Here is a 20,292-nt window from a genome sequence, read left to right as displayed (position 1 = left end):
GACTTGCGTTCGAGGGTTGTACGCATGGTGGGATGGCCTGATGCGCCTCCCCACACGCATACCCTCACCCTCCTCGAACCCTCCCCCCACACCGCACACAGACGAACAGGGCAGCACGGGCGATATGGGCAGTACAGCCGGTACGGACGGCATAGGCGGCACGTCCGGTGCGGGCGAAGGCGGCGGGAAGCGTCAGGACGGCGGCGACGCTCCCGGCCGCGACACGGGCGACACCGCGCAGTTCGAGAAGATCAACCCGTACGCGGATCTGGCCGCGCTGGCCGACCCCGAGCCGGACCCGGGCGCGGAGCCCGCGGGCGGCCCCACGCGGCCGAACCGGCGTACGTACCTCAACGAGCGCGACGGCAGCGACGACCCGCTGGGCCTGGGCCTGCGCTCCGAGGAGGACGATCCGCAGGCGTGGGCGCCGCCGAACCACCGCCGCCGCAAGCGCGGGATCAGCCGCTTCGCGGCGGTGCCGAAGGCGGCGAAGCTGCTGGTCGCGGTCCTGGTGTGCGGGGCGTTCCTGGCACTGTCCGACCGGTTCGCCGTGCTGTACGCGCAGCACGCGGCCGCGGAGAAGATGAAGGACTCGCTGCATCTGAACGCCGCTCCGGAAGTGGACATCAAGGGGTTCCCGTTCCTGACGCAGGTCGTCGGCAAGCGGCTGGACCAGGTGAACGTCACCATTCCGGACCTCGCGGCCGACCGGGTGTCGCTGGCCAAGGTCGAGGCGACCGCCAAGGACGTACGGATCATCGGCGACCTGCCCAGCTCCCTCACGGGCGCCACGGTCGGCAGCATGCAGGGCACCGTGCTGCTGTCGTTCGACGACATGAACCGGGAACTGGGCGCATCGCAGGTCAGGTTCAGCGAACTGGGCCCGAACTCGGTGCGCGCGGTCGGGCAGCTGCCGATCGCCGGGCACGAGCTGCGCGTACAGGCGGAGGCGCACATCCGGCAGGCCGGTGACCGCGGGATCAGCACGGACATCAGCAAGATGCGGCTGGACATCGCGGACGTGGCCGTCTACCGCCCGGGCACCGGCAAGGAGGAGGGCCTGCGGCTGACCCGGAAGGCGGCGGCCGAGGTGAGCCGCCAGGCCGCCAAGGTGAAGGCCATGCTGGGGGTGCCCGCCATCGCGGAGCGCCTCGGGATTCCGCGGCAGACCATCGACGAGGCGCTGCGCAGCGAGAAGAAGCTGCACGAGCTGACCGGCGCGCCGCGCTTCATCGAGCAGCTGATGCAGGTCAACCTCGTCGACGTGGTGATCGATCACCCCTGGCTGCTCCAGAAGGTCGGCATCGACCCGAAGATCCTGGGCGCGCTGTCCGGCCTGACCAAGCCCCAGCTGGCCGACCGGCTGTCGCTCTCCTTCCGGCTGCCCAAGACGCCCGGTGACGTGCGGCTGCGGGACATCTCGGTGGAGCGGGACGGAATCCGGGTGAAGTTCTCCGGGACCGGGCTGCCGATCGGGAGCGCGGCCAAGGGGAAGTAGGACGGGCTGGGCGGGCCGGGCAGGCTGCGCCTGGGGCATGGGGCCGCCCCGGCACGCCCCCTACCCCTCCGGCAGGTCCGGCGGCGGTGTGGCCGCCCCGGGCAGGTTCAGCACGGCCTCCGCGCCGCCGCCCGCCGCCGCCCGCAGCTCCACCGTGCCGCCCGCCTGGTACGCCGTACGCGCCACGATCGACAGGCCGAGCCCGCTGCCGGGCAGGCTGCGGGCCGACGGCGAGCGCCAGAACCGTTCGAAGACGTGCGGCAGTTCCTCCTCGGGGATGCCGGGGCCGTGGTCGCGCACCCGCAGCTCGCCCTTGCGCAGGGCGACCTCTATGGCGCCGCCCTCCGGGCTGAACTTGACCGCGTTGTCCAGCAGGTTGACCACCGCCCGCTCCAGCGCGGCTGGCTCGGCCCGTACGTACCAGGGGTCCAGCTCGGCGGTGATGTCCAGCGTCGGGCCGCGCAGCCGGGCGCGGCGCAGGGCCGAGTCCACGATGTCGTGCAGCGCGACGACCGGTACGGAGCCCGCGCCGCCCGGCCCGGTCTCCGGCGTACGGGAGAGTTCCTGGAGGTCGCCGATGAGCGCGGCCAGCTCCCCCATCTGCGCCTTCACCGACGACAGCAGCGCCTGCTTGTCCCCGGCGGGCAGCTGCCGCCCGGACTGCTCGCTGCGCACCAGCAGATCGATGTTGGTACGCAGCGAGGTCAGCGGCGTCCGCAGCTCGTGCCCGGCGTCCGCGATCAGCTGCTGCTGGAGGTCGCGGGAGGAGGCCAGCGCGGCGGTCATGGAGTTGAAGGAGCGCGAGAGCCGGGCGATCTCGTCCTCGCCGTCGACGGGGATGCGGATCGTCAAGTCCTCCGTACGGGCGACATGTTCGACGGCTTCGGTGAGCCGGTCCACGGGCCTGAGGCCCGCCCGGGCCACCCACAGGCCCGCGGTGGCGGCGCCCAGCACCCCGACGCCGGTGACGATCAGGAGGATCAGGGCGAGCTGGTTGAGGGGCTGGGTGACCGGGTCCATGGGGGTCGCGATGGAGACGGCGACCTGGTGGCCGGAGGCGTCGATCAGCGGGCCGCGGTACGGACGGGTGATCACCCTCATCTCCGTGCCGTCGGCGGCCCGGGTGGTGTGCAGCGCCTCGCCGGACCGGCCCTGCGCCACGTCCACGTCGGACGCCTCCGCTGGGATGCGGGTCTTCTCCCACCAGGTGCAGACGCTGCCGTCGGACATCACGATCTGCACCGTGTACGGCGTGGGCAGCCGCAGCTGGACGTTGCCGGGCACCGGGCTGTTGCACCTGCCCGCCAGGTCCTGCACGTACTCGGCGGCCACCCCCTGGCGCTTCAGGGTCTCGTCGACCTGTTCCGTCAGCCGGTCCCGGGTCACCACCCAGCAGGCGGCGGCCGAGGCGGCCACGGCGACCGCCACGGCGACCGCCGTGAGCACGGCCAGCCGGGAGCGCAGCGGCAGCAGCCGGTAGCGGTGCACGATGCGTTCCTTGAGGCCGGGTCTCGTCCCGGTGGCGGGAGCCGGTGCGGAACCGGCCGGTTCCTGACTCATTCGGCGCCGCCCTCGGCCCGCAGCACGTACCCCACCCCGCGCACCGTGTGCACCAGCCGCGGTTCGCCGCCCGCCTCCGTCTTGCGGCGCAGGTACATCACGTACACGTCCAGGGAGTTGGAGGTCGGCTCGAAGTCGAAGCCCCAGACCGCCTTGAGGATCTGCTCGCGGGTGAGCACCTGGCGCGGGTGCGCGAGGAACATCTCCAGCAGTGTGAATTCCGTACGGGTCAGCTCGACCTGCCGGTCCCCGCGGGTCACCTCCCGCGTCGCCAGGTCCATCCGCAGGTCGGCGAAGGTCAGCGTGTCGCCCTCCGCGGGGGGCGCGCCGGCGGCGGCCGCGTAGGAGCTGCGGCGCAGCAGGGCGCGGATGCGGGCGAGGAGTTCGTCCAGCTCGAAGGGTTTGACGAGGTAGTCGTCGGCGCCGGCGTCCAGCCCGGTGACGCGGTCGCCGACCGTGTCGCGGGCGGTCAGCATCAGGATCGGTACGGTCACGCCGCTCGCCCGCAGCCGCCGGGCGGCCGTCAGCCCGTCCATCCGGGGCATCAGCACATCGAGGACGATCAGTTCGGGGTCGTACGAGGCGACCTTCTCGACCGCGTCGAGGCCGTCGACGGCCTGCTCGGTCCCGTACCCCTCGAAGGCCAGGGAGCGCTGCAGCGCCTCGCGGACGGCCGGCTCGTCGTCGACGATCAGGATGCGGGCGGGCTGGTCACCGTGCTCGGCGGGACTCATGGCTGTGACTACCTCGGGTGTCGATGTGGACGGCTGACCGGGGATTCCGCGGTCCTGCCTGTCAGCCTCGCACGTCGGCGGCCGGGGCACGCCGCTCGGCACGGTGTTCAGCGCGCGCGGGGGATGCGGCACCGCGCAGCCGGGACATGGGGGCGTGGCGTTCACCTCCGGGCGGCCGCTGCCCGGGGCGTCCGGGCCGGGCCCGCCGCAGTGGGCCGCTTGGGGCGGGGGCGCGCCGCCGCCGCGACCTCGGCCGGGCGTTCCATGCGGGCTCCCGCCACCCGTGCCTCGGCCTCCGCCAGGTCGAGGGCCAGGTCCAGGTCGGCGGGTCCGGTACGGGCGTCCGCGCCGTGGTCGACGGTCCACACGCCCGCGCTGCGCCGTTCCTCGCCGGCGCTCCAGGCGATGGCGGCCGCGAGGGCGCGGCGGGCACGGTGGACCGGGACGGTGATCTTGCTGGCCATGGGGGCCTCCTCGTACGTGAGGTTCGGAGAGCGGGGAGGGAGAAGGAGGCAGGAGGGTGGAGGGGGAGAAACGTTTCGGGGGTGGTTCCGGAGGCCGGGTTTCAGAGCCGGTTCCGGGAGCCCGGAGTTCAGAGCCGGTGCCAGGGTCGGGAAGCGGCGTTTGGGACGGGAAGCGGTGCCCGATACGGCTCGGAAGCGGCGCCCGGTACGGCTCCGGAAGCGGCCGTACGCCTGACGCCCACCGCACCGTCTCAGCTGTTGCTGCCGCCCCCGGCCCGCAGCTTCGCCAGGTCCGCCTTGACCGTGTTGATCGGGATGGCGAAGCCGAGGCCGACGCTTCCGGCCGAGCTGCTGCCCTGTGCGGAACTGGGCGAGTACATCGCGGAGTTGATGCCGATGATCTGGCCCTTCATGTCGATCAGCGCGCCGCCGGAGTTGCCGGGGTTGAGCGCCGCGTCGGTCTGGATGGCCTTGTACGTGGTCTTCGACTGGCCGGTGTCGCCGTTGTACTGGTTGCCGCCGAACTCGAACGGCCAGCCCGGGCCGCCCTGCTCCTGCTGGCGCCCCTCGTCCTTGGGGACCGTCACATCGCGCTTGAGGGCGGAGACGATGCCGCTGGTGACCGAGCCGGTGAGGCCCTCGGGCGAGCCGATCGCGACGACCTCGTCGCCGACCGCCAGGTTGTCGGAGTTGCCGAGCGAGGCGGTGGTGAGGTTCTTGGCGCCCTTGACCTTGATCAGCGCCAGGTCCTTGTCCGGGTCGGTGCCCACGACGTCGGCCTGCTTCGTGCTGCCGTCGCTGAAGGTGACCTCGACCGAGGACGCGCCGGCCACCACGTGGTTGTTGGTGACGATCTCGCCGTCCGGGGTGATCACCACGCCGGAGCCGGTGGACTGGCCGCTGGACGTACGCGCCTTGATCTCGACGATGGCGGGGCTGACCGCCTTGGCGACCGCCGAGACACCGCCGCTCTTGGAGGAGCCCGCATTGACCGCCGGGGTGGTCGTGCTCGCCTGCGGCCGGTCCGTCGCGCTCCCGATGAGCGCGGCGCTGCCGCCGCCTATCAGGCCGGAGGCCAGCGCCACGGCCGCGATCAGCGCGACCGGGCGGCGGGCCCGGCGGCGCGGCGCGGGCGCACCCGTACCGGCGGCGTCGGGGCCTTCCGGACCGCCGGGGCCGCCGGGGCCGCCCGGATTGCCGAAACCGGCCGTGCCGCCCGGAACGCCGGGGGCCGCGGGGGTGTCCGCCGCCGACTGCTGCGCGCCGTACGGAGGGTGGGGCGGGGGCGGCGGGTAGCCCGCCCCGCTCGTCCCGCCCGGCGCCTGCGGCCCGTGGGCGTAACCCTGGTACTGAGGAGTCTCGTCGCCGCTGCGGCGGTACGTTTCGGTCATGAACCCGACTGTGCGGGCCGACCATGAGAACCGTCTGAGAACGCCCTAAGAGGCCCGACAGAAGTCGGTATGCCCGGTGTAAGGAAGATCAGCGGCGGGGAGTTGCCGACCCGGTCAGGGGACGGCTGCCCGGGTCAGGCGCGGGGCGACTGATCGACGCTCGGCACCGAGCCGCCGGCCGCCGGGCCGCAGCCGCACGAGCCCCGGACCACCAGCCGCGCCGGGAACTGCCGCAGCCGCTCGCGCCGCGAGCCGACCACCCGCAGGCCGTCGTCCAGCACCAGGTCCACCGCGGCCCGCGCCATCGCCACCCGGTCCGAGGCGACCGTGGTCAGCGGCGGGTCGGTCAGCGCGGCTTCCTTGACGTCGTCGAACCCGGCCACGGCCAGGTCGCCCGGTACGTCGATGCGCAGCTCGCGGGCGGCCCGCAGGACGCCGATCGCCTGGTCGTCGGTGGCGCACATGATGGCCGGCGGCCGGTCCGGCCCGGAGAGCAGTCCCAGGGCGACCTGGTAGGCGTCGTAGCGGTTGTAGGGCGCCTGGAAATAACGACCTTCGAGCGACTTTCCGGACTCCGCCATCGCCCGGCGCCAGCCCTCCAGGTGGTCGGTGACCGGGTCGCCGGACTTCGGCGTCTCTTCCGTGCCGCCGAGGAAGGCGACGTACGGGTGGCCGTGTTCCAGCAGGTGCCGGGTCGCCAGCTGCGCGCCGCCGATGTCGTCCGTCATCACGGCCACGTCGTCGATCGCGTCGGGGCGCCGGTGCAGCAGGACCACCCGGGCGTCCCAGGCGTCGATCTCGGCGGCGGCGTGCTCGCTGGGCCCCTGGCTGATCAGGATCAGCCCCGCCACGCGCATTCCCAAGAAAGCACGCAAATAGTGCACTTCGCGCTCGTCCAGGTAGTCGGCGTTGCCGACCAGGACCATCTTCCCGCGCTCGGCGGCAGCCTGCTCGACGGCGTGCGCCATCTCCGCGAAGAACGGCTGCCGGGTGTCCGGCACGATCAGTCCTATGAGGTCCGTGCGCCGGGACGCCATCGCCTGGGCCACCCGGTCCGGGCGGTACCCCAGCTCCTTGATCGCGGCGAGCACCCGCTCGCGCGTGGCCGGGGCGACCGGCCTCGGTCCGTTGTTGATGACGTAACTCACCACGGCGGTCGAGGTACCCGCCAGTTTTGCCACATCATCCCGCGTCACCTTGGCCACGCGCGGCAGTCTACGCGGGTGGTTCTACCGCTCGGCAGGCCGAGCGGCGGCGGCTTCTCTCCCGGCACCGGCGCGCGAGGGCGCCGTGCGGCGCGCGCCCGCGCCCGCGCCGTCCTCCGTGCCGTCGCCGTTCGCCGCGGCCCGGCCGCCGCGCTTGTCCTGCGGCTCCCGGTCCTCCGCCGCGCGCTCGGGCTTCTCCGGGGTCACGAAGCGGTAGCCGACGTTGCGTACGGTGCCGATCAGCGACTCGTGCTCCGGGCCGAGCTTCGCCCGGAGGCGCCGTACGTGGACGTCGACGGTGCGCGTACCGCCGAAGTAGTCGTAGCCCCAGACCTCTTGCAGCAGCTGGGCGCGGGTGAAGACCCGGCCGGGGTGCTGCGCCAGGTACTTCAGCAGCTCGAACTCCTTGAAGGTCAGGTCCAGGACCCGGCCCTTGAGCTTGGCGCTGTAGGTCGCCTCGTCCACCGACAGATCGCCGTTGCGGATCTCCATCGGGCAGTCGTCGGCGGTGATCTGCTGGCGGCCCATGGCCAGCCGCAGCCGGGCCTCGACCTCGGCCGGGCCCGCGGTGTCCAGCAGGACGTCGTCGATGCCCCAGTCCGCGGTGACGGCCGCCAGACCGCCCTCGGTCACCACCAGCACCAGCGGGCAGCCGGGCCCGGTGGAGCGCAGCAGCTGGCACAGCGACCGTACGTGCGGCAGATCACGCCGCCCGTCGATCAGTATGACGTCGGCGCCGGGGGTGTCCACCAGGGCCGGTCCCTCGGCGGGGGCGACCCGCACGCTGTGGAGCAGCAGGCCGAGCGCGGGCAGCACCTCCGTCGAGGGCTGGAGGGCGTTGGTCAGGAGCAGCAGCGAGCTCATCGCCGATCACCCGCCCGGGTCCCGGCCGGCCGTTTACTGCCCTTTGTGTCCTGCACGCTTCGCTCGCCCATTACGTCTGGTTCCTCCTCGGTCCCTGCGAACGGGGCCCCTCCCATGGCGTTCTTCCCGGCCATGGGGGCGTCTGCGGCACTGCTTCCTACGGGCGGGCTCCGCTGCCGCCCGAAGGCCCTGCGGAGCGCCGGTGCTCATCGGCGCGTGAACGCGTTTCAAAGCACAAAAGGACCCGGGGGCAACGCTGCCCGGATCCTTCTTGCCCAGCAGAATAGCCCACATGACTTCCGGACCCGAGGCGGATTTTGCGCGATCTTGTGTTCCGTCGATCACTTCGAGTGGCCGGCGCACGTCGCTGTTGACGGAGGACGGGGTCCGCATCGAGGCCCTGTACACGCCTCCGCGCGCCCCCGCCGGCGCCCCCTCGGACGTCCTCGCCGTGGTGCTCGCGCACGGCTTCACCGGAGCCCTGGAGCGGCCCGCGCTGCGCCGCGCGGCCGGGGTCTTCGCCCAGGATGCGGCCGTGATCACGTTTTCCTTCCGGGGGCACGGGCGGTCCGGCGGGCGGTCCACGGTCGGCGACCGCGAGGTGCTGGATCTGGCCGCGGCGGTCGGCTGGGCGCGGGCCCTGGGCCACCGCCGGGTCGCGACCGTGGGTTTCTCCATGGGCGGCTCGGTCGTCCTGCGGCACGCCGCGCTGTCCGGAGGGGCGCGCGGGGGGCGCACGGATGCGCGGACCGACATGGTGGTGTCGGTGAGTGCTCCCGCGCGGTGGTTCTACCGGGGCACGGCGTCGATGCGCAGGCTGCACTGGGTGGTGACGCGGCCCACGGGGCGCCTGGTGTCACGCCTGGGGCTGAAGACGCGCATCCATCCGGAGGACTGGGACCCCGTACCGCTCTCCCCCGTCGCCGCCGTCCCGCGCATCTCCCCCACCCCGCTGCTGATCGTGCACGGTGATCAGGACCCGTACTTCCCGCTGGACCATCCGAGGATGCTCGCCGCTGCCGCCGACCCGGACACCGCCGAGCTGTGGCTGGAGCACGGCTTCGGCCACGCGGAGAACGCGGCGCCCGAGGCGCTGCTCGGCCGTATCGCGGCGTGGACGGCGGAGCGGGCGGCAGAGCTGGACGGAAACTGACGACGGCGGCCCGTACCGCTCCCGGTACGGGCCGCCGTCCATGTCGCCGGATATCCGGTTATTCGGCCTCCGCCACCGGCTCCGCGAACTGCGCCGCGTACAGCCGTGCGTAGGCGCCGTCCGCCGCGAGCAGCGCTTCGTGGGTGCCCTGCTCGACGATCGCGCCGGACTCCATGACCAGGATCAGGTCCGCGTCGCGGATCGTGGAGAGCCGGTGCGCGATCACGAAGCTGGTGCGGCCGGTGCGCAGCTGCGCCATGGCGTGCTGGATGAGGACCTCGGTACGGGTGTCGACCGAGCTGGTGGCCTCGTCCAGGACCAGGATCGCGGGCTCGGCGAGGAAGGCGCGGGCGATGGTGATCAGCTGCTTCTCGCCCACCGAGACATTGGCGCCCTCGTCGTCGATGACGGTGTCGTAGCCGTCCGGGAGGGTGCGCACGAAGCGGTCCACGTGGGTGGCCTTCGCCGCCTCGATGATCTTGTCCATCGAGGTGCCCTCGGGCGCCCCGTAGGCGATGTTCTCGGCAATGGTGCCGCCGAAGAGCCAGGTGTCCTGGAGCACCATGCCGATGTTGGAGCGCAGTTCCTCGCGGCTCATCGCCTGGATGTCCACGCCGTCCAGGGTGATCCGGCCGCCGCGCACCTCGTAGAACCGCATCAGCAGGTTGACCAGGGTGGTCTTGCCCGCGCCGGTCGGGCCGACGATCGCGACGGTCTGGCCCGGATGGACGGCCAGCGACAGATCGTCGATCAGCGGCTTGTCGTCCTCGTAGCGGAAGGAGACGTCCTCGAAGACGACATGGCCGCTGATGTGCTCCGGGCGCTCGGGCGCGGCGCTGTCCGGCTCCTGCTCGGCGGCGTCCAGCAGCTCGAAGACCCGCTCCGCCGAGGCGACGCCGGACTGCACCAGGTTGGCCATCGAGGCGACCTGGGTGAGCGGCTGGCTGAACTGCCGGGAGTACTGGATGAACGCCTGGACGTCGCCGATGGACAGCGCGCCGGAGGCGACGCGCAGGCCGCCGACCACCGCCACCAGGACGTAGTTCAGGTTCCCGATGAACATCATCGCGGGCTGGATGATCCCGGAGATGAACTGCGCCTTGAAGCCCGCCTCGTACAGGTCCTCGTTCTCCTTGCGGAACAGCTCGGCGGACTCCTTCTGGCGGCCGAAGACCTTGACCAGGGAGTGGCCGGTGTACATCTCCTCGATGTGCGCGTTCAGCTTGCCGGTGGTCTTCCACTGCTGGACGAACTGGGGCTGCGCCCGCTTGCCGACCTTGGTGGCGACGACGACGGAGACCGGGACGGTGACCAGCGCGACCAGGGCCAGCAGCGGCGAGATCCAGAACATCATCGCCAGCACGCCGACGATGGTCAGCAGCGAGGTGAGGATCTGGCTCAGGGTCTGCTGGAGCGTCTGCTGGATGTTGTCGATGTCGTTGGTGGCGCGGGAGAGCACCTCGCCGCGCGGCTGCTTGTCGAAGTAGCGCAGCGGCAGCCGCGCCAGCTTCTCCTCGACCTGCTCGCGCAGCCGGAAGACGGTGCGCTGGACGGCGAAGGTGGCGATCCGGGCCTGCACGAAGCCGAAGGCGGACGCGCCCACGTAGATCAGCAAGACCCACATCAGGACGGTGCCGACGGCGCCGAAGTCGATGCCCTGGCCGGGTACGACCGGCATCGTGCCGAGCATGTCGGCGAGCCCGTTGTCGCCCTGGGCGCGCAGGTGGGCGACGGCCTGGTCCTTGCTGATGCCGGCCGGCAGCTGCCGTCCGACGATGCCCGCCACGATCAGGTCGGTGGCGTGGCCGAGGACCTTGGGGCCCAGTACGGACAGCGCGACGCCCAGCAGGCCGAGCACCACCGCCACCCACATGACGGCGCGCTCGGGCCGCATCTGCCGCAGCAGCCGCAGACCGGAGCCGCGGAAGTCCATGACCTTCTCGGTGGGCTGGCCGCCCATCATGCGCGCGGGACCGGCGGCCGGCGCGGGGCCGCGCCGCTGTGGCGCCTCCTGGCTACTCACGCGGCCTCCTGCTCGGTGAGCTGGGAGAGGACGATCTCCCGGTACGTGGCGTTGTCCGCCATCAGTTCGGTGTGGGTGCCGGTGCCGACGACCCGGCCCTCGTCCAGGACGACGATGCGGTCGGCGCCGCGGATCGTGGACACCCGCTGGGCGACGATCACGACGGTGGCGCGGCCGGTCTCGCGGGCCAGCGCGGCCCGCAGCGCGGCGTCGGTCGCGTAGTCCAGGGCCGAGAAGGAGTCGTCGAACAGGTAGATCTCCGGTCTGCGCACCAGCGCCCGCGCTATGGCCAGGCGCTGCCGCTGCCCGCCGGAGACATTGCCGCCGCCCTGGGCTATCGGCGCGTCGAGGCCGCCTTCCATCCGCTCGACGAAGTCGCGGGCCTGCGCGGTCTCCAGCGCGTGCCACAGCTCCTCGTCGGTGGCGTCCGGGTTGCCGTAGCGCAGGTTCGTGGCGACGGTCCCGGAGAAGAGGTACGGCTTCTGGGGGACGAGGCCGATGACGGAGGCCAGCGTCTCCGGGTCGAGGGTGCGTACGTCCACGCCGTCCACCAGCACCTGGCCGCCCGTGGCGTCGAACAGCCGGGGCACCAGGCCCAGCAGGGTGGACTTGCCGCTGCCGGTGGAGCCGATGACGGCGGTGGTCTCGCCCGGCCGGGCGAGCAGCGAGATGTCCTTCAGCACCGGCTCCTCGGCGCCCGGGAAGCGGAACTCCACGCCGCGCAGTTCCAGTTCGCCGTGCCGCCGCAGCTCGGTGACCGGGGCCTTCGGCGGGGTGACGCTGGTGTCGGTGCCCAGCACCTCCTGGATGCGCTCGGCGCAGACCTCGGCGCGCGGCAGCATCATCACCATGAACGTCGCCATCATGATCGACATGAAGATGTACATCAGATAGCTGAGGAAGGCGGTCAGCGCGCCGATCTGCATGCCGCCGCTGTCTATCCGGTGCCCGCCGAACCAGACCACGGCCACGCTGGAGACGTTCACGATCAGCATGACCAGCGGGAACATCAGCGACATCAGCCGGCCGGCGCGCAGCGAGACGTCGTACAGGTCGTGGTTGGCGCCCTTGAAGCGCTCGCGTTCGTAGCCGTCGCGGACGAACGCCCGGATGACCCGTATGCCGGTGATCTGCTCGCGCAGCACCCGGTTGACGGTGTCGATGCGTTCCTGCACACCGCGGAACAGCGGGCGCATCCGGCGCACGATCAGCGACACCAGGACCGCCAGGACCGGCACGATGACCAGGATCAGGCCGGACAGCGGCACGTCCTGATTGAGGGCCATCACCACGCCGCCGACGCACATGATGGGCGCCGCGACCATCATCGTGAACGTCATCAGGACCAGCATCTGGACCTGCTGCACGTCGTTGGTGGTACGGGTGATCAGGGACGGCGCGCCGAACCGGCCCACCTCACGGGCCGAGAAGGACTGCACCCGGTCGAAGACCGCGGCGCGGATGTCCCGGCCCAGCGCCATGGCCGTACGGGCGCCGAAGTACACCGCCCCTATGGAGCAGCAGATCTGGAGCAGCGTCACGGCGATCATGACGCCGCCGAGGCCGAGGATGTAGCCCATGTCCCCCTTGATGACGCCGCCGTCGATGATGTCGGCGTTCAGGGTGGGCAGGTAGAGGGTGGCCAGCGTCTGGATCAGCTGGAGCAGAACGATCAGGGATATCGGGCGCATATGGGGTCGCAGATGCGCCCGCGCCAATCGGACCAACACCTTTCGAGCCTAAGCGAGCGATGACCACCGGCAATCGAATTTTCCGGCGCCACCCGAACGGACCAGCAGGCTTTGCCAGAACTTGTCCGGACACCCGCCACGGTCAACCGGAACGGGGCCCGTCGCGGCGTACGCCATCATGGAGGCACCCTGAACGACGCAAGCAACGACGTGACGACAAGAACGACCACGAACACGACGAAGAGGCCGCCGTGACAACAACTGGCACCGTGCGCTACTGGGCCGCGGCGAAGGCCGCCGCCGGCACCGCCGAGGAGCCGTACGCGGCGGCGACGCTCGCCGAGGCGCTGGCCGCGGCGCGCGAGCGGCACGCCGCGAACCCGGAGTTCGCCCGCGTCCTGCTGCGCTGTTCGTTCCTGGTGGACGGGGACCCGGTCGGCAGCCGCGATCACGCGGCCGTCCGGCTGGCCGAGGGCGGCACCGTCGAGGTCCTGCCGCCGTTCGCAGGAGGATGAGCGAGAGCATGAGCGAGAACCAGTCGCCGAATCCGTACGGGCCCTACGGCCCGTACGAGCCGCAGGACCAGCAGCAGCCCGCACCGGACCCGCAGGCTCCGTACGGGGCCTCCGGGACGTACGAGAACGGCGGTGCGTACGGGCAGCAGGCACCGCAATCGTACGGCGGTCACGACGGCACCTACGGCCAGGCTCCGCAGCAGCCGTACGGCCAGCAGCAGCACGGACAGCAGGCGTACGGGCAGCAGCCGCAGCAGTCCTACGGCCACCAGGCATACGGAACCCCGCCGTACGGCCGGCAGCAGCACCAGCAGCACCCCCAGCAACAGGCTTACGACGCGTACGGGCAGCCGCAGCAGACGGCCTGGCCCGCGGCGGCCGGTCAACAACAGCAGACCGGTCAGTACGGACAGCCGGGCCAGGGCGGGCAGTCCGGCCAGTACCCCACCGGCCACGACGGCCGGGCGGGCTACGGCCAGGCACCGGCCCAGGGCACTTCGTACGGACAGGACGCCTATGCCACGGGCGGCGGCCACGAAGACCCGCAGACCCAGATCTGGACGGCGCCGACCTGGGACACCAGCGCCCAGCTGCCCGTCCTGGGCGCGGCGGACGCGGGCAGCGACCCGTCGGCCGCGGAAACCGCGTACCTGCCGAAGCAGAGCCCCGCGCCGGCCGCCGCGCGGAACCCGCAGCCGCAGCCCCGCCCCCAGACTCCGCCGCAGACCGGCGCGCGGCCGGCGCAGCACCGGGGCGCCGCGGAGCACGAGCGGCCGTCGGACGGGCCCGCGCCCGACCTGTCGCGGCTCGCGCCCAACCAGCGGGCCCGCGCCGAGGGCCGGTCGCCGATCATCCCGCCCGGCCTCCAGCCCGCGGCCGTCACCGCCGCGCTGGCCCTGCTCCTGGCGCTCGCCGCGCCGCTGCCCCGGGTGGCCCTGATGGTGCCGGTGGTGCTCCTCCAGGCCGTCACCGCGGCCGGCTGGTTCCGCCTGAACGGCATGTGGCCGGCCCGGCAGGGCATCGCGCTCGCCTTCCTGGCGGGCGTGACCACCGACATCGCGCTGCTGGCCACCGAACGCGAGCAGGCGCCCCTGGTCGCCATGGGCACGCTCGGCGTCTGGTGCCTGTTCGTGCTGATCCTCCAGCTGCGCAACCGCAGCAGCGCCGACGAGCGGATGTACGCGCTGACCGCGGGCCTCACCTCGACCGCCCTCACGGTGCTGGCCGCCGGCCAGCTGGCCGCCGCGGCGAGCGCGGTCACGGTGGGCTGCGTCGCGGTGGCCGTGGCCACCCTCGCCCGCGCGCTGCCGCTGCCCCCGGTCCCCTCGCTCGCCGTCGCCCTGCTCGGCGGCGCGGGCGCGGGCATCGCGGCCGGCCAGCTGAACGGCCTGGGCGCGGCCGGCGCCCTGCTCGGCCTGGTCGCCGCCGGCTGCGCCCTGATCGGCCTCCGCGTGGCCAGCTACGACTACCCGTCCCGCTTCGTCCACCTGACCGCGGGCGTGGCCCTGCCGCTGACGCTGGCGGCACCGGCGGTGTATGTGCTGGGGCGGGCGCTGGTCTGACGTCGCTGTTCACAGGCGGGCCCGGAAATGCCCTGGGCCCGCCTGTGCGCAAGCCCGTCCGGCGATTGAGGACATCCGCGCGGCAGCGCCGGATCCACCGGCCCCCAGGCCGCGGAAAAACTCCGGCTCCCATGAGCCGGTTAGGCTCACGGGAACAGACCGGGGGTCTGACCCGGTACGAAACCGGGCCGAAATCGGCCCCACGCCTGGGGGTAAGGGTTCGATGCGCGCACTACGAGTGCTGTTGGTGATCGTCGTGATACTCGGCGGCCTGTTCGTGGCCGCCGACCGTGTGGCCGTGAACATCGCCGAGGACAAGGCCGCGGACAAGATCCGCAGCAGCCAGGGGCTGGACCGTACGCCGGAGGTCTCGATCACCGGCTTCCCGTTCCTGACACAGGTCGCCGGCCGCAGCCTGGACGAGGTGGACGCCACCATCGACGGGCTGAACGCCACCGCCGAGGGGCGCACGCTGCGCATCCAGCAGTTGTCGGCGAAGTTCCATGATGTGAAGCTGACCAGCGACTACACCTCGATCGAGAGCGCCGCGAGCGCGTCCGGCGAGGCCCGTATCTCGTACGCGGACCTGACCACCGCGTCCGGCAGGAACGTCAAGGTGAGCTACGGCGGCGAGAAGAACGGCAAGAGCCAGGTGAAGATCTCGCCGAATCTGCCGAGCCTGCCGATGCTGAACTCGCTGGAGGTCACCGGCACAGTGAGCGTCGTCAACGGCGACACCGTACGGCTGCGCGCCGACTCGCTGCCGGCCCTGTGCTCGCAGCTGTCCGCCTGCCGCGACCAGGTCCGCGCGCAGACCGACCACGAGTGGAAGCTGAACCGGCTGCCCGGCGGCCTGAAGCTGGACAAGGTCGTCTCGACGCGCGACGGCATCTCGATCTCGGCCAGCGGCACGAACGTCAAGCTCCAGGGCTGATCTCCGCCCACGGCACCGGCCGGGGCACCCCCCACCCCCGGCCGGGCCGGTAACGGTACGGAACACCGCGAATCGCCCGGCCGTCCGAGCACTGAGACACCGCGTCCCGCACATCAGACCCGCACCGCCGCGCAGGCCGCACCCGGACGCCCCACAGCCCTCCTCCAGCCCCACCGCATACCGCCATACGGACGACCGCGTCTCAGCATCCGACACACCGGTGACACGTCAAGCCGTCCCTCCCTACGATCGGTCGCATGCAGAGCTCTCTGAGCGGTTCCCGTCACCGGGGACAGGCGAATCTCACGAAGCGGCGGGCAGTCGACCTGTGCCGCGTCGCCGCCATGCTCTGTCGCACTGCCTGACGGGCGGCCTCTCCCCCCGTACACGCCCGGCCCGCTGAGGCCACCCCTGCCACTTCCCACGCAGCGCCGCGCCCCTCGCCGCAGCGCGCACCGGCGTACGCGTGCCCCGCAACTGCCCCGGAGGAGAACAACATGAGCCGTAGCGACGTCCTGGTGGACGCCGACTGGGTCGAGGCCCACATCGACGACCCGAAGGTGGTCATCGTCGAGGTCGACGAGGACACCTCGGCCTACGACAAGAACCACATCAAGAACGCCGTCCGCATCGACTGGAAGCAGGACCTCCAGGACCCGGTGCGCCGCGACTTCGTCGACCAGGCGGGCTTCGAGAAGCTGCTCTCCGCGAAGGGCATCGCCAACGACGACACGGTCGTCCTCTACGGCGGCAACAACAACTGGTTCGCCGCGTACGCGTACTGGTACTTCAAGCTGTACGGCCACGACAGCGTCAAGCTGCTCGACGGCGGCCGCAAGAAGTGGGAGCTGGACTCCCGCGACCTGGTCGACGGCTCGCAGGTGCCGAACCGCCCGCAGACCGACTACAAGGCGAAGGCCCAGGACACCTCCATCCGCGCCTTCCGGGACGACGTCGTCGCCGCGATCGACAAGCTGAACCTGGTCGACGTGCGCTCCCCCGACGAGTTCAGCGGCAAGCTGCTCGCCCCCGCGCACCTGCCGCAGGAGCAGTCGCAGCGCCCCGGCCATGTACCCAGCGCCCGCAACATCCCGTGGTCGAAGAACGCCAACGACGACGGCACCTTCAAGTCGGACGACGAGCTCAAGGCCCTCTACGAGGCCGAGAACGTGGACCTGGCGAAGGACACCATCGCCTACTGCCGGATCGGCGAGCGCTCCGCGCTCACCTGGTTCGTCCTGCACGAGCTGCTCGGCCAGTCCAACGTCAAGAACTACGACGGTTCGTGGACCGAGTACGGCTCGCTGGTCGGCGTGCCGATCGAGCTGGGCGCCGCAAAGTAGGCGCACCGCCGCAGTACCGCCCCCGTACCCCTCAACCCTCCAAGGAAGTACCGACATGTGTGGAGCACAGGCCGGCGGCCCGGACGCTTCGACGATCAAGCCGGGCGAGACCACCATCCAGGGCAGCGTGACCCGCGACGGCCAGCCCGTCACCGGTTACGTGCGCCTGCTGGACAGCACCGGCGAGTTCACCGCGGAGGTCCCCACCTCGGCGACCGGGCAGTTCCGCTTCTACGCGGCCGAGGGCACCTGGACGCTGCGCGCGCTGGTGCCGGGCGCGACCGCCGACCGCACCGTGGTCGCCCAGCAGGGCGGCCTCGCGGAGGTCGCGATCGCCGTCTGACGACGGCGACCCATACGTACGCGCGTACGGCCGGAGGGCCGCACCCCAGGGGTTTGGACGCCTTGGCTGGGGGTGCGGCCCTCCGCGCTTCCCAGGCACCCCCACCGGACCTACGGTGGAAACATGTCCGCGCACCAGCGTCCGCCCGCGCAGCGCCGGCACCGCCGGTACTTCGCCCTGATGGGCGTGTGCATCACCCTGTTCGTGCTGGCGTGGGGTGTGGTGCGGCTGTGGTCCGTGCCGGCGGCCGTGGCGATGTGCGTGGTCGCCATGGTCATCCCGCCGTTCGCGGCGATCACCGGCAACCGGCGGGAGCCGGGTGAGCGCTGGTGGGACGAGTCCGGCGACCCGGAGTCGGACCGGTGGTGGCGCGAGCTCGACGATCACGGCCACGGGCGCCGCTGAGCCGCGTACGCCCGGCCCGCCCGCTTCCTGGCCGCAGGCGCCCGCCTCAGTACACCAGCGCCTGCACGCCGTCCGGCATGACCTCGCTGACGAAGACCTGCGCCCCGGCGATGCGGGCGCCCTCGATCAGGTCCTTCTCCTCGATGTCCCGGCGCGCCGCGCACTGCGTGCACACGGTGATGGTGCCGCCGCCCGCCGTGATCGACTCGATCAGGTCGGGGAGCGGGGCCGCGTGCGGCAGCTCGAACTCCGCCGCGCGGCCCGGCAGCGCGAACCACGCCGACTCGCCGGTCAGCCACAGCGAGACCTGCACCCCGCTCGCCACGGCCACCGCCGCCACGGTGAACGCCTGTGAGCACCGCTCGGGAGCGTCCGCCCCCGCCGTCACCTTGATCACCAGCTTCTTCGCCATGTGGCCACTCTAGGGCGCGCGGCGGACCTCACAGCGCTGCCCCCGGCCACGCCGACTAGACTCGCTCCCGGTCCGTAACACCTCACTGACGTCCGAGGAGCGCGCTCGTGCTTGAGGCAGTCTTCACCACCCTGCTCGTCCTGGTCGCCGTCGGCGTCGTCGCCTTCGCCGGGCTGACCTGGAAGAAGCTGTACCAGGGCCAGCGCTGACCCCCGCCGGACAGACCAGAACCTCCCCCAATACAGATCGCCTGAGCTGATGATCGAGATCCCGTCCGACCTGAACCCGGCCCTCGTGCCCCTCGCCTTCCTGCTGGGCAACTGGGAGGGCGCGGGCGTCGCCGACTTCCCCGGTTCCGAGAAGTGCAACTTCGGCCAGGAGGTCACCTTCACCCACGACGGCCGCGACTTCCTGGAGTACACCTCGCACAGCTGGGTGCTCGACGGCGAGGGCAAGAAGGTCGCTCCGCTGGAGACCGAGTCCGGCTACTGGCGCATCGACAAGGACCGCAAGGTCGAGATCGTGATGATCCGCGACGGTGGGGTCGCGGAGGTCTGGTACGGCGAGCTCGCCGACCAGAAGCCGCAGATCGACCTGGCCACCGACGCCGTCGCGCGCACCGCCGCCTCTGGCCCGTACAGCGGCGGCAAGCGCCTGTACGGCTATGTGAACAGCGACCTGATGTGGGTCGGCGAGAAGGCCACCCCCGAGGTCCCGCTGCGCCCGTACATGTCCGCGCACCTGAAGAAGGTCGTCGACCCGCGCGAGTGGGCCAAGGACATCAAGGACCTGCCGGACGACGGCATCGCGTTCTTCAAGTAGACAGCTTCTTCAAGAAGACAGCACATCGTCACACAGCGCCCCGCGGGGGAAGTCCGGTGAGAGTCCGGCGCTGACCCGCAACGGTAAGCGGAAGCCTGCTTCCGCAAGCCCGATCGCCCGCGGGGGCGCCCGTTCCTGACAACTCGCCGTGGACTGCGAGGGGACTCCGCCGCCGGCCTCGCGCCACGCGCCGTCACCCTTACCGTACGGAAGCGGCCCGAGCCGAAGGCGTACGTCCCCTTGGCCGCCTCCGCCCGTACCGCCGCTCCCCCGGAGCCCACCTCCGGGCCGCGCCGTACCGCCGCCCCGGTGCGTACCGTGCCGCTGGCCGCCGGGCTGGTCCTGGCGCTGCTCGCCTCACTGCTGTGCGGCGTCGGCCTCGGCGCATCCGGCGTGGGGTGGACCGATGTGCTGCGCTACCTCGGCGCGGGGCTGACCGGCGGCACCATCGCCCCGGACGAGGTCTCCGCGTACACCATCGTGTGGGAGCTGCGCTTCCCGCGCGCCGTGCTGGCCGCCGTGGTCGGCGCCGGGCTCTCCGCCATCGGCGTCGCCGTGCAGGCCCTGGTGCGCAACGCGCTCGCCGACCCGTTCGTGCTCGGCATCTCCTCCGGCGCCGCGGTCGGCGCCAACGCGGTCCTGCTCTTCGGTTCGCTCAGCGCGCTCGGCGTGTGGGCGCTGTCCACCGCCGCGTTCGGCTCGGCGCTGCTGGCCATGGTGCTGGTGTACGCGGCGGCCCGCAGCGCGCACGGTCTGACCCCGCTGCGCCTGGTCCTGACCGGCTCCGCGATGTACTACGGCTTCTCCGCCGTCTCCACGCTGATGATCTTCGCCCATGACCACGGCGAGGCGGCGCGCTCCGCGATGATGTGGCTGCTCGGCAGCCTCAGCGGCGCGGGCTGGGGCTCGGTACCGGTCGCCGCCGCCGCGGTGGCCGGCGCGCTGCTGTACCTGACGCTCTCCGCGGGCCGCCTGAACGCGCTCGCCATGGGCGACGAGTCGGCCGCCGCGCTCGGCGTGGACCCGGGACGGCTGCGCCGGGAGCTGTTCGCGGTCACGGCGGCCGTCACCGGCGCGGTCGTCGCGGTCAGCGGGGCGATCGGGTTCGTCGGGCTGATGGTGCCGCATGTGACGCGGATGCTGGTGGGCGCGGGGCACCGCCGCGTGCTGGCGGTGGCGCCGCTGCTGGGCGCGGTGCTGCTGGTGTGGGTGGACATCCTGTCCCGGGTGCTGCTGGCGCCCGTGGAGCTGCCGGTCGGGGTGATCACGGCCGTCATCGGGGTGCCGTGCTTCGTCCTGCTGATGCGGCGGCGCGGCTACTCGTTCGGGGGCGGGGCGTGATGCGGGGATACGGCACATCGTCCGGAGGCGAG

Annotated in this window: 20 protein-coding genes and 1 riboswitch; of the genes, 11 read left to right on the top strand and 9 right to left on the bottom strand. The window is 72.0% G+C overall.

Annotated elements, in window-relative coordinates; genetic code table 11:
- Window positions 1–124: 124 nt before the first annotated feature.
- A complete protein-coding gene (locus ADK86_RS15780; protein WP_053697146.1) occupies window positions 125–1,498 on the top strand; it encodes a DUF2993 domain-containing protein in 1,374 nt (457 codons plus the stop codon).
- A 60-nt stretch (window positions 1,499–1,558) separates the two neighbouring features.
- Here the strand turns inward: ADK86_RS15780 and ADK86_RS15775 are convergent, their stop codons facing one another.
- The 6 genes from ADK86_RS15775 to ADK86_RS15750 all read right to left on the bottom strand — a co-directional run bounded on the left by ADK86_RS15775 (window position 1,559) and on the right by ADK86_RS15750 (window position 7,716).
- Window positions 1,559–3,058 carry a sensor histidine kinase gene (locus ADK86_RS15775; protein WP_234345880.1) on the bottom strand — a complete coding sequence of 500 codons (1,500 nt, stop codon included), beginning with the start codon at window positions 3,056–3,058 and terminating at the stop codon, window positions 1,559–1,561.
- On the bottom strand, window positions 3,055–3,792 hold the full coding sequence (locus tag ADK86_RS15770) for a response regulator transcription factor (protein WP_030592295.1): 738 nt from the start codon (window positions 3,790–3,792) through the stop codon (window positions 3,055–3,057). Before ADK86_RS15770 ends, ADK86_RS15775 begins: the two co-directional genes overlap by 4 nt.
- A 161-nt stretch (window positions 3,793–3,953) precedes the next feature.
- Window positions 3,954–4,256 (bottom strand): hypothetical protein, encoded by a 303-nt coding sequence (locus ADK86_RS45185; RefSeq protein ID WP_053697144.1) that lies wholly within the window; start codon window positions 4,254–4,256, stop codon window positions 3,954–3,956.
- A gap of 251 nt (window positions 4,257–4,507) precedes the next feature.
- Window positions 4,508–5,647: a S1C family serine protease gene (locus ADK86_RS15760; protein WP_053697143.1), complete on the bottom strand. Its 1,140-nt coding sequence runs from the start codon at window positions 5,645–5,647 to the stop codon at window positions 4,508–4,510.
- Window positions 5,648–5,781: 134 nt separating this feature from the next.
- Window positions 5,782–6,852 (bottom strand): LacI family DNA-binding transcriptional regulator, encoded by a 1,071-nt coding sequence (locus ADK86_RS15755; protein WP_053697142.1) that lies wholly within the window; start codon window positions 6,850–6,852, stop codon window positions 5,782–5,784.
- 24 nt (window positions 6,853–6,876) lie between these two features.
- Window positions 6,877–7,716, bottom strand: a complete 840-nt coding sequence (locus ADK86_RS15750; RefSeq protein WP_053697141.1) for a response regulator transcription factor — start codon at window positions 7,714–7,716, stop codon at window positions 6,877–6,879.
- A 292-nt stretch (window positions 7,717–8,008) separates the two neighbouring features.
- Between ADK86_RS15750 and ADK86_RS15745 the strand changes: the two genes are divergently transcribed.
- The gene (locus ADK86_RS15745) at window positions 8,009–8,869 is read left to right on the top strand and encodes an alpha/beta hydrolase family protein (protein ID WP_078952061.1); all 861 of its coding nucleotides are present in this window, start codon (window positions 8,009–8,011) and stop codon (window positions 8,867–8,869) included.
- Between the two features lie 58 nt (window positions 8,870–8,927).
- Here the strand turns inward: ADK86_RS15745 and ADK86_RS15740 are convergent, their stop codons facing one another.
- Both ADK86_RS15740 and ADK86_RS15735 read right to left on the bottom strand, forming a co-directional pair.
- Window positions 8,928–10,829 (bottom strand): ABC transporter ATP-binding protein, encoded by a 1,902-nt coding sequence (locus ADK86_RS15740; RefSeq protein WP_234345882.1) that lies wholly within the window; start codon window positions 10,827–10,829, stop codon window positions 8,928–8,930.
- Between the two features lie 59 nt (window positions 10,830–10,888).
- Window positions 10,889–12,622, bottom strand: a complete 1,734-nt coding sequence (locus ADK86_RS15735; RefSeq protein WP_053697138.1) for an ABC transporter ATP-binding protein — start codon at window positions 12,620–12,622, stop codon at window positions 10,889–10,891.
- Between the two features lie 212 nt (window positions 12,623–12,834).
- On the opposite strand from ADK86_RS15735, the gene ADK86_RS15730 reads away from it, so the two are divergent.
- The 7 genes from ADK86_RS15730 (at window position 12,835) to ADK86_RS15705 (ending at window position 17,685) form a co-directional block, all read left to right on the top strand.
- On the top strand, window positions 12,835–13,098 hold the full coding sequence (locus ADK86_RS15730) for a MoaD/ThiS family protein (protein WP_208853437.1): 264 nt from the start codon (window positions 12,835–12,837) through the stop codon (window positions 13,096–13,098).
- A gap of 8 nt (window positions 13,099–13,106) precedes the next feature.
- On the top strand, window positions 13,107–14,660 hold the full coding sequence (locus tag ADK86_RS15725) for a hypothetical protein (protein WP_053697137.1): 1,554 nt from the start codon (window positions 13,107–13,109) through the stop codon (window positions 14,658–14,660).
- 223 nt (window positions 14,661–14,883) lie between these two features.
- On the top strand, window positions 14,884–15,594 hold the full coding sequence (locus tag ADK86_RS15720; protein ID WP_053697136.1) for a DUF2993 domain-containing protein: 711 nt from the start codon (window positions 14,884–14,886) through the stop codon (window positions 15,592–15,594).
- 257 nt (window positions 15,595–15,851) lie between these two features.
- Entirely contained in the window at window positions 15,852–15,959 is a 108-nt protein-coding gene (locus tag ADK86_RS45640; RefSeq protein ID WP_351860202.1) for a putative leader peptide, read from the top strand.
- A 132-nt stretch (window positions 15,960–16,091) separates the two neighbouring features.
- Window positions 16,092–16,937: a sulfurtransferase gene (locus ADK86_RS15715; RefSeq protein ID WP_053697135.1), complete on the top strand. Its 846-nt coding sequence runs from the start codon at window positions 16,092–16,094 to the stop codon at window positions 16,935–16,937.
- A gap of 55 nt (window positions 16,938–16,992) precedes the next feature.
- Window positions 16,993–17,280, top strand: a complete 288-nt coding sequence (locus ADK86_RS15710) for a DUF1416 domain-containing protein (protein ID WP_030372838.1) — start codon at window positions 16,993–16,995, stop codon at window positions 17,278–17,280.
- 123 nt (window positions 17,281–17,403) lie between these two features.
- The gene (locus tag ADK86_RS15705; RefSeq protein WP_003983029.1) at window positions 17,404–17,685 is read left to right on the top strand and encodes a DUF3099 domain-containing protein; all 282 of its coding nucleotides are present in this window, start codon (window positions 17,404–17,406) and stop codon (window positions 17,683–17,685) included.
- A 46-nt stretch (window positions 17,686–17,731) separates the two neighbouring features.
- Here the strand turns inward: ADK86_RS15705 and ADK86_RS15700 are convergent, their stop codons facing one another.
- Window positions 17,732–18,097, bottom strand: coding sequence for a DsrE family protein (locus ADK86_RS15700; protein ID WP_003983030.1), 366 nt, complete (start codon window positions 18,095–18,097; stop codon window positions 17,732–17,734).
- A gap of 258 nt (window positions 18,098–18,355) precedes the next feature.
- On the opposite strand from ADK86_RS15700, the gene ADK86_RS15695 reads away from it, so the two are divergent.
- Both ADK86_RS15695 and ADK86_RS15690 read left to right on the top strand, forming a co-directional pair.
- Complete coding sequence (locus ADK86_RS15695; RefSeq protein ID WP_030592261.1) at window positions 18,356–18,919, top strand: FABP family protein; 564 nt, start codon at window positions 18,356–18,358, stop codon at window positions 18,917–18,919.
- A gap of 8 nt (window positions 18,920–18,927) precedes the next feature.
- A riboswitch (cobalamin riboswitch) is annotated at window positions 18,928–19,059 on the top strand.
- Window positions 19,060–19,159: 100 nt separating this feature from the next.
- Entirely contained in the window at window positions 19,160–20,260 is a 1,101-nt protein-coding gene (locus tag ADK86_RS15690; RefSeq protein ID WP_053697134.1) for a FecCD family ABC transporter permease, read from the top strand.
- The last annotated feature ends 32 nt before the right edge of the window (window positions 20,261–20,292 follow it).

Source organism: Streptomyces sp. NRRL F-5755 (assembly GCF_001279365.1).
GTDB classification, from domain to species: domain Bacteria; phylum Actinomycetota; class Actinomycetes; order Streptomycetales; family Streptomycetaceae; genus Streptomyces; species Streptomyces rimosus.
This window is presented reverse-complemented; position numbering and strand designations above follow the sequence as displayed.

Coding starts and splice junctions, on each gene's coding strand:
- ADK86_RS15780 (WP_053697146.1), top strand. CDS start 125: ATGGGCAGTACAGCCGGTACGGACGGCATAGGCGGCACGTCCGGTGCG.
- ADK86_RS15775 (WP_234345880.1), bottom strand. CDS start 3,058: ATGAGTCAGGAACCGGCCGGTTCCGCACCGGCTCCCGCCACCGGGACG.
- ADK86_RS15770 (WP_030592295.1), bottom strand. CDS start 3,792: ATGAGTCCCGCCGAGCACGGTGACCAGCCCGCCCGCATCCTGATCGTC.
- ADK86_RS45185 (WP_053697144.1), bottom strand. CDS start 4,256: ATGGCCAGCAAGATCACCGTCCCGGTCCACCGTGCCCGCCGCGCCCTC.
- ADK86_RS15760 (WP_053697143.1), bottom strand. CDS start 5,647: ATGACCGAAACGTACCGCCGCAGCGGCGACGAGACTCCTCAGTACCAG.
- ADK86_RS15750 (WP_053697141.1), bottom strand. CDS start 7,716: ATGAGCTCGCTGCTGCTCCTGACCAACGCCCTCCAGCCCTCGACGGAG.
- ADK86_RS15745 (WP_078952061.1), top strand. CDS start 8,009: ATGACTTCCGGACCCGAGGCGGATTTTGCGCGATCTTGTGTTCCGTCG.
- ADK86_RS15740 (WP_234345882.1), bottom strand. CDS start 10,829: ATGGGCGGCCAGCCCACCGAGAAGGTCATGGACTTCCGCGGCTCCGGT.
- ADK86_RS15725 (WP_053697137.1), top strand. CDS start 13,107: ATGAGCGAGAACCAGTCGCCGAATCCGTACGGGCCCTACGGCCCGTAC.
- ADK86_RS15720 (WP_053697136.1), top strand. CDS start 14,884: ATGCGCGCACTACGAGTGCTGTTGGTGATCGTCGTGATACTCGGCGGC.
- ADK86_RS45640 (WP_351860202.1), top strand. CDS start 15,852: ATGCAGAGCTCTCTGAGCGGTTCCCGTCACCGGGGACAGGCGAATCTC.
- ADK86_RS15715 (WP_053697135.1), top strand. CDS start 16,092: ATGAGCCGTAGCGACGTCCTGGTGGACGCCGACTGGGTCGAGGCCCAC.
- ADK86_RS15710 (WP_030372838.1), top strand. CDS start 16,993: ATGTGTGGAGCACAGGCCGGCGGCCCGGACGCTTCGACGATCAAGCCG.
- ADK86_RS15705 (WP_003983029.1), top strand. CDS start 17,404: ATGTCCGCGCACCAGCGTCCGCCCGCGCAGCGCCGGCACCGCCGGTAC.
- ADK86_RS15700 (WP_003983030.1), bottom strand. CDS start 18,097: ATGGCGAAGAAGCTGGTGATCAAGGTGACGGCGGGGGCGGACGCTCCC.
- ADK86_RS15695 (WP_030592261.1), top strand. CDS start 18,356: ATGATCGAGATCCCGTCCGACCTGAACCCGGCCCTCGTGCCCCTCGCC.